This window comes from Comamonas sp. DB36, assembly GCF_057914905.1.
On the sequence record NZ_CP196631.1, the window covers coordinates 464,993 to 472,500 of the forward strand.

The 7,508-nt window shown below is 64.2% G+C and carries 7 protein-coding genes (1 of these 7 cut by a window edge); 6 read left to right on the forward strand and 1 reads right to left on the reverse strand.

The annotated features are described in order from the left end of the window. Window positions 1-27: 27 nt before the first annotated feature. From ACSVDO_RS02210 to ACSVDO_RS02235, 6 genes are all read left to right on the forward strand, one after another. Window positions 28-390 carry a response regulator gene (locus ACSVDO_RS02210; RefSeq protein WP_159917589.1) on the forward strand — a complete coding sequence of 121 codons (363 nt, stop codon included), beginning with the start codon at window positions 28-30 and terminating at the stop codon, window positions 388-390. 41 nt (window positions 391-431) lie between these two features. Further along, window positions 432-2,561, forward strand: coding sequence for a chemotaxis protein CheW (locus ACSVDO_RS02215; protein ID WP_489594756.1), 2,130 nt, complete (start codon window positions 432-434; stop codon window positions 2,559-2,561). A 76-nt stretch (window positions 2,562-2,637) separates the two neighbouring features. After that, on the forward strand, window positions 2,638-3,117 hold the full coding sequence (locus ACSVDO_RS02220; protein WP_332539019.1) for a chemotaxis protein CheW: 480 nt from the start codon (window positions 2,638-2,640) through the stop codon (window positions 3,115-3,117). A 55-nt stretch (window positions 3,118-3,172) separates the two neighbouring features. Beyond that, window positions 3,173-4,054 (forward strand): CheR family methyltransferase, encoded by an 882-nt coding sequence (locus ACSVDO_RS02225; protein ID WP_442881528.1) that lies wholly within the window; start codon window positions 3,173-3,175, stop codon window positions 4,052-4,054. Next, window positions 4,041-4,766, forward strand: a complete 726-nt coding sequence (gene cheD / locus ACSVDO_RS02230; RefSeq protein ID WP_332539021.1) for a chemoreceptor glutamine deamidase CheD — start codon at window positions 4,041-4,043, stop codon at window positions 4,764-4,766. Before ACSVDO_RS02225 ends, cheD begins: the two co-directional genes overlap by 14 nt. Window positions 4,767-4,781: 15 nt before the next feature. After that, window positions 4,782-5,894: a protein-glutamate methylesterase/protein-glutamine glutaminase gene (locus ACSVDO_RS02235; protein ID WP_332539022.1), complete on the forward strand. Its 1,113-nt coding sequence runs from the start codon at window positions 4,782-4,784 to the stop codon at window positions 5,892-5,894. Window positions 5,895-5,954: 60 nt separating this feature from the next. Here ACSVDO_RS02235 and ACSVDO_RS02240 read toward each other — a convergent pair whose 3' ends face one another. Further along, window positions 5,955-7,508: the 3' portion of an ATP-binding cassette domain-containing protein gene (locus ACSVDO_RS02240; protein WP_489594757.1), read on the reverse strand. It continues 339 nt past the right edge of the window; only the last 1,554 of its 1,893 coding nucleotides appear in the window; its start codon lies beyond the right edge, outside the window; it ends in the stop codon at window positions 5,955-5,957.

Sequence of the window (7,508 nt, forward strand, 5' to 3'; positions counted from 1 at the left end):
CACGCCCCCTATTTGAAAGTTCGTTACATGCGTTCAATTCTGGCCGTAGATGATTCCCCTTCCATGCGCAAGATGGTGGCCTTTACCCTTTCGGGGGCGGGTTACCACGTCGTGGAAGCGGTGGATGGTCTGGATGCCCTGGCCAAGGCACAGGCGCAGCAGATTGATCTGGTGCTTGCCGACCAGAACATGCCCAACCTCGACGGCATCGGTCTGACGCGCCAGTTGCGCGAGTTGCCGCGTTTCAAGAACACGCCGATTTTGATTCTCACCACCGAGTCCAGCGACCAGATGAAGCAGGCGGGCCGCGCTGCGGGCGCGACGGGCTGGCTGGTCAAGCCTTTCGATCCCAATCGACTGATCGAAGTCATACAAAAAGTCATTCGCTGAGCAACGCCGGCGCGGACGATCCACGGAATACAGGAAACCAGATGGCGGATACACAGCACGACGCAGGCGCGGATTTCGATCTGACCCAGTTCTATCAGATCTTTTTTGAAGAGGCCGGCGAGAACCTCGACCAGATGGAGCAGATGCTGCTCAATCTGGATCTGTCGGCCGCCGACGAGGAAGAGCTCAACGGCATTTTCCGTTGCGCCCATTCGATCAAGGGCGGCTCGGCAACATTCGGCTTTGCCGATGTCGCGGAACTGACCCACAAGATGGAGTCGCTGCTCGATCGGCTGCGTCGCCATGAAATCACGCCCATCCCGCAGATGGTCGATGTGCTGCTCGAGTCGGCGGACGCTTCGCGCAGCCTGCTGGCACGCCATCAGGCCGGCGGCGTGGGCGAAGCCATCTCGACGATCGATCTGGTGCGTCGCATCAGCGAACTCGCCGCGGGTGCGGGCCAAGCCGGTGCGCCGGCCGTCGCCTCACCCGCCGCCGAAGTGTTCGTGCCGACCACGCCTCCCGTCATGGCCCCGGCGCCCGCGCCAGCGCCAGCGCCAGCGCCTGTACCCGTCGCGGCCGACGGCACGCGCGCGCTGCAGATCCGCATCGGGCCGCTGGAGCGCCTGGACCTCGCCGATTCGATCAAGGAGCTGTTCCGCGATATTCCAGGCCTGGGCACCATCAATGACCTGCCCTGCGCCGATGAGGGCTGTCGCCTGTTCAGCGTCAATACGACGTCGACCGATGACGACCTGCTCGATCTGTTCGCTTTCCATGTTTCCAAGGAGCAGGTGCAGATCGCGGGCGCTGCGGCCGCAGCGCCTGCCGCCGTGGCCGAGCCGGCGCCTGCACCAGCCGCGCCCGACGTGGTGGCGCAGGCCGTGATCTATCCCCCGGCCCACGAAGCCTATGGTTTCTTCAGCGGCGCGCCCGGCGAGCCGCAGCCCGTCGATGCCTCGGCCGCGGCCAAGCCCACGGCCAGGGCCGCGAGCCCCGCACAGATGGAGTCGACCAGCATCCGCGTGGCCGTCAACAAGGTCGACCAGCTGATCAATCTGGTTGGCGAGCTGGTGATCACCCAGGCCATGCTGGCCCAGACCAGCCGCGGCCTCGAAGCTTCCGTGAACCAGCAACTGCTGGCCGGCCTCGCCGACCTGGACCGCAATACCCGCGATCTGCAGGAGTCGGTCATGTCGATTCGCATGATTCCCATGTCGACGGTGTTCAGCCGCTTTCCCCGCATGCTGCGCGACCTGGCAAGCAAGCTCGACAAGAAAATCGACCTGCAGACGCTGGGCGAAGCCACCGAGCTCGACAAGGGCCTGGTCGAGAAGATCACCGATCCGCTGACGCACCTGGTGCGCAACAGCGTGGACCACGGCATCGAAACGCCTGCAGAGCGTCTGGCCGCAGGCAAGAGCGAGCAGGGCACATTGACGCTCGCGGCTTCGCACCAGGGCAGCTCCATCGTGATCGAGGTGCGCGACGACGGCCGCGGCATGAACCGCGAGAAGATTCTCGCCAAGGCGCGCGAACGTGGCCTCGACGTGTCGGACCAGATGGCCGATGCCGATGTCTGGCAGTTGATCTTCGCGCCCGGCTTCTCCACGGCCGATGTCGTGACCGACGTTTCGGGCCGCGGCGTGGGCATGGATGTGGTCAAGCGCAACATTGCCGCGCTCAACGGCTCGGTCGAGATCGAGTCGGCCCAGGGCGTCGGCATGCGCGTCGCGGTGCGTTTGCCGCTGACGCTGGCGATCATGGACGGCATGTCCGTGGCCGTGGGCGAAGAGGTCTACATCCTGCCGCTGTCCTCGGTCGTCGAGTCCTTCCAGGTCAAGGCCGATGACATCAGCACCGTGGCCCAGGGCTCGCAGCTGGTCAAGGTGCGCGACGAATACATGCCGGTGATCGCGCTCGAGCGCATCTTCGAAGTGCCGCGCGCCAATGGCAGCGCGCCCAACGCCATCATGGTGGTCGTCGAATCCGACGGCAACCGCGTGGCCCTGCTGGTCGACGAACTGCTGGGCCAGCACCAGGTCGTGGTGAAGAACCTCGAGTCGAACTACCGCAAGGTGCCCAACGTCTCGGGTGCGACCATTCTGGGCGACGGCACCGTGGCGCTGATCCTGGATACCGGCAGCCTCGTGCGGCGTGTGCGTTATTGATGGTTCGGCAAGGCAATCCGCATGAAAGCCGGGGCCTGAAGGCTCTGGCTGCTATCCAACAAGAAAGAGATCAATCATGAGCGTGATGGGAAAGATGGCCGAGGGTACGGCCGCGCGTGAATACCTGACGTTCCGTCTGGACCAGGAGGAATACGGCATCGATATCCTCAAGGTCCAGGAAATCCGTGGCTACGAGCCGCCGACGCGCATCGCCAATGCGCCTTCGTTCATCAAGGGCGTGGTCAATCTGCGCGGCACCATCGTGCCCATCGTGGACATGCGGCTGAAGTTCAACTGCTCGCAGGCCGAGTACAACAGCTTCACCGTGGTGATCATCCTGAACATGCACCAGCGTGTCGTCGGCATCGTCGTCGACTCGGTCAGCGACGTGATGGAGTTGGCTGCCGATGCCATCCGTTCCGCGCCTGATATCGATAGCGCGATCGACAGCGGCAGCATCACCGGCCTGGGCTCGGTGGGCGAACGCATGCTGATCCTGCTGGACATCGAAAAGCTCATGTCGAGCGACGACATGGGGCTGGTGGCCACCGAGTGAGCCTTATCCCTAACCGCCAGTGCCTGCGGGCCCGTGCGATTCCATGACTGCACCCATGCGCCAGACTTCAACCCTTCCTTCGGCACCCGGCATGGATCCGGCGGAAAGTGCCGGCAGCCCGCTGGTGCAGGGCCGCGAATTCGTCTGGGCAGACGCGGACTTCGCCCGCGTGCAGGCGCTGATCTACCAGCGTGCCGGCATCAGCCTGCACGACGGCAAGCACGCCATGGTCTACAGCCGGCTGTCGCGCCGGCTGCGCGAGACCGGGCACGCGAGCTTTCGCGACTATCTTTCCTGGCTCGAGAAGCACGACGGGCCTGAATGGCAGGAATTCGTCAACGCGCTGACGACCAACCTCACGGCTTTTTTCCGCGAGCCGCACCACTTCGAGATTCTCTCGTCGCACCTGCGCAGCAAGCCCGCGGGCACGCCCTGGCGCGCATGGTGCAATGCCGCGTCGACGGGTGAGGAGCCGTATTCGATCGTCATGACGGCGCTCGAGACACTGGGTGCCAAGGCGACGTTCAAGCTCTGGGCCAGCGACATCGACTCGCGCGTGCTGGCCTCGGCCGCCGCGGGGGTCTACCGTGCCGAAAACCTCAAGGGGCTGTCGCCCGAACGGCTGCAGCGTTTCTTCCTCAAGGGCAAGGCATCGAATGCGGGCATGGCCAGGGTCAAACCCGAGCTGCAGCAGATGATAGAGTTTCTCAGCGTCAATCTGATACGCGACGACTGGCCGTTTCGCGATCCGTTCGACGTGGTGTTCTGCCGCAACGTGATGATTTATTTCGACGCTGCGACCCAGCGTCGCGTGCTCGAGCGCATCCATCGTGTGATGAAGCCCGGCGGCATGCTGTTCGTCGGCCACGCGGAAAACTTCAGCGAGTCGCGCGATCTGTTCACCTTGCGTGGGAAGACAGTCTATGAACGACGCTGAAAGCTCCAGGGCGGACCTCGCCAGCGCCGACCGGCGCCGTGCGCCGCGCATCGCGCCGCTGCGCAGCGACCTGGCCGCGGCGCCCGCGCCTGCCTCGTCGCTCGAAATCCTGCGCGCGCGCGCGCGCCGGCCGGGACAGGCGTCGTTCTTCTATTTTGATCCGCACTTCCAGTACAACGCGGTCAAGGTGTTGCCGGGCGAATATTTCGTCGCCAACGAGAACATGGCGATCGTCACCGTGCTCGGCTCGTGCATCGCGGCCTGCCTTTGGGACAGCCGCATGCATGTCGGCGGCATGAATCACTTCATGCTGCCCGACAGCGACTCGAGCGATTCCTCGGGGCGCTACGGCTCGTACGCCATGGAATTGCTGATCAACGAAATGCTCAAGCTCGGTGCGCGGCGCGAAACCATGCAGGCCAAGATTTTCGGCGGTGGCCAGGTCATGCACAATTTCACGACGATGAACGTCGGTGAACGCAACACCGAATTTGTCAAACAATATTTGCAGACGGAGCGTATTCCTCTGGTTTCCGAGGATGTGCTTGATATCTACCCCCGCAAGGTGGTGTACTTTCCCGCTACAGGTAAGGCCATGGTCAAGCGCCTGGCCCATGCGCACCCGGAAACCCTGGTGGCGCAGGAGGCCTTGCGCGGCAATGCCGCCACCTTGGCGCGAACGACGGCAGGCGGCTCGGTCGACCTGTTTTGAATAGGACCAGAGCGAATGAACAGGAAAACACGTGTGATTGTGGTCGACGACTCTGCGCTGGTGCGCAGTCTTTTGTCCGAGATCATCAATCGACAGACTGATATGGAGTGCATAGGCACGGCCAACGATCCCTTGATCGCGCGCGAGATGATCCGCGAGATGAACCCAGACGTGATCACGCTCGATGTGGAAATGCCCCGCATGGACGGTATTGACTTTCTGGGTCGGCTGATGCGCCTGCGCCCCATGCCGGTGCTGATGATCTCCACGCTGACCGAGCGCGGTGCCGAAGTCACGATGAAGGCGCTGGAGCTCGGCGCGGTCGATTTCGTCGCCAAGCCGCGCGTAGGCGTGGCCAACGGCTTGAACGATCTGGCTACCGAGATCGTCGACAAGATCCGCGTCGCTGCGGTGGCGCGCGTGCACCGCACGCTGGCTGCCGCCAACTCCGGCGCTGCGGCCCAGAGCGGCGGCGCGTCCGCGCGGCCCGGCCAGGCAGCGCCCGCCGCACCCGCGGCCATGCTCGGCCGCCTGTCGACCGAGAAGATCATTGCCATTGGCGCATCCACGGGCGGCACCGAAGCCATACGCGAAGTGCTGACCCATCTGCCGGCCGACTGCCCGGCCATCGTGATCACCCAGCACATGCCTCCGGGCTTCACCACCAGTTTCGCAGCGCGGCTCAACAGCCTGTGCCAGATCAAGGTCAAGGAAGCCGAGAACGGCGAGCGCATCCTGCCCGGTCACGCTTACATCGCACCCGGCGGCAAGCATTTCTCCATCAACCGCAGCGGTGCCAACTATGTGGCCGTGGTCGACGACGCTCCCCCCGTCAACCGCCACAAGCCGTCGGTCGAGGTGCTGTTCCGTTCGGTCGCCGCCAGCGCCGGCCGCAATGCGGTGGGCGTGATGCTCACCGGCATGGGTGCCGACGGCGCGGTCGCAATGCGCGAGATGAAACTCGCGGGCAGCTACAACTACGTGCAGGACGAAGCCAGCTGCATCGTCTTCGGCATGCCACGCGAAGCCATCGCGCATGGCGCGGCCGACGAAGTGCTGCCGTTGACGCAGATTGCCCCGGCGCTGCTCACGCGTCTGCGCAGCGGCAACGCGCATCACCGCATCTGATCGCGATGCACGCCCCATAAAAAAAGGAGCCTAGGCTCCTTTTTTTCGGTCTGTTCGCGCTCAGGCGGACAGCTTGGACCAGCGGTCGAGCGCGTCCATCAGCAGTTCGTCGATCTCGGCGTCGCGCGCGGCGAGCGTTGCGGCGCGCGCTGCGTCCTTGGCGTAGATGCTGCCGTCGGCCAGTTCACCCTGGATAGACTTCTGCTCTGCTTCCAGCGCCGCGATCTGTTCGGGCAACTGTTCCAGTTCGCGCTGTTCCTTGTAGCTGAGCTTGCGCTTGGCTGGTGCCGCGGCAGGCGCGGGCGCGGCGGCAACGGCGGGTGCTGGCGCAGGTTGCCTGGCCGCCTGCTTGGCCTGGGATGCGGCCAGGGCCTTGCTGCGGCGCGACTGCTCGAGCCAGTCCTGCACGCCGCCTTCGTATTCGCGCCACAGGCCGTCGCCTTCATAGGCAATGGTGCTGGTCACCACGTTGTCGAGGAAGGTACGGTCATGGCTCACCAGGAACACCGTGCCGTCATAGTTGGCCAGCAGGTCTTCAAGAAGATCGAGGGTATCGATGTCCAGATCGTTGGTCGGCTCGTCGAGCACCAGCACATTGGCCGGGCGCGCGAACAGACGCGCGAGCAGCAGGCGGTTGCGCTCACCGCCGGACAGCGAGCGCACGGGCGAACGCGCGCGCGCGGGTGAGAACAGGAAGTCGCTCAGGTAGCTCTTGACATGCTTGCGCTGGTTGCCGATCTCGATCCATTCGCTGCCGGGGCTGATAAAGTCCTCGAGCGTGGCGTCCAGATCGACCGCATGGCGCATCTGGTCGAAGTAGGCGATCTGCAGGTTGCCGCCCTGGCGTATGGTGCCGCTGTCGGCGGGCAGGCTGCCCAGGATCATGCGCAGCAGCGTGGTCTTGCCCGCGCCGTTGGGGCCGATCAGGCCGACCTTGTCGCCGCGCAGGATGGTGCCAGTGAAGTTCTTCACGATCAGCTTGTCGCCAAACGACTTGCTGACTTCCTGCAATTCGGCAACGATCTTGCCCTGGTAGCCGTCGCCCTTGCCGGAAGCGATGTCCATATTGACGCTGCCCAGCTTCTCGCGCCGGCTGTTGCGGTTGTCACGCAGCACTTCCAGGCGACCGATGCGGCTTTGGCTGCGCGTGCGGCGCGCTTCCACGCCCTTGCGTATCCAGACTTCTTCCTGAGCCAGCAGCTTGTCGGCCTTGGCGTTGATCACCGCCTCCTGCGCCATCTGCTCTTCCTTCTGGAGCACATACTGCGCGAAATTGCCCGGGTAGGAGCGCAGCGTGCCGCGGTCGAGCTCGACAATGCGCGTCGCGATGGCATCCAGAAAGCTGCGATCGTGGGTGATGGTGATGACACTGCCCTTGAAATCGACCAGCAGGCCTTCGAGCCATTCGATGGCGTCCAGATCAAGGTGGTTGGTCGGCTCGTCGAGCAGCAGCACGTCGGGGCGCGTGACCAGCGCCTGGGCCAGGGCCACGCGCTTTTTCGTTCCACCCGACAGCGTGCCGACCACGGCTTGCGGGTCCAGGTGCAGGCGCTGCAGCGTTTCTTCCACGCGCTGCTCCCAGTTCCAGGCGTCGTAGGCTTCGATCTGCGACTG

What these genes read in the sequence shown, in the direction of transcription:
- ACSVDO_RS02210 (WP_159917589.1), top strand. Translation starts at nt 28, where the DNA reads ATGCGTTCAATTCTGGCCGTAGATGATTCCCCTTCCATGCGCAAGATG.
- ACSVDO_RS02215 (WP_489594756.1), top strand. Translation starts at nt 432, where the DNA reads ATGGCGGATACACAGCACGACGCAGGCGCGGATTTCGATCTGACCCAG.
- ACSVDO_RS02220 (WP_332539019.1), top strand. Translation starts at nt 2,638, where the DNA reads ATGAGCGTGATGGGAAAGATGGCCGAGGGTACGGCCGCGCGTGAATAC.
- ACSVDO_RS02225 (WP_442881528.1), top strand. Translation starts at nt 3,173, where the DNA reads ATGCGCCAGACTTCAACCCTTCCTTCGGCACCCGGCATGGATCCGGCG.
- cheD (WP_332539021.1), top strand. Translation starts at nt 4,041, where the DNA reads ATGAACGACGCTGAAAGCTCCAGGGCGGACCTCGCCAGCGCCGACCGG.
- ACSVDO_RS02235 (WP_332539022.1), top strand. Translation starts at nt 4,782, where the DNA reads ATGAACAGGAAAACACGTGTGATTGTGGTCGACGACTCTGCGCTGGTG.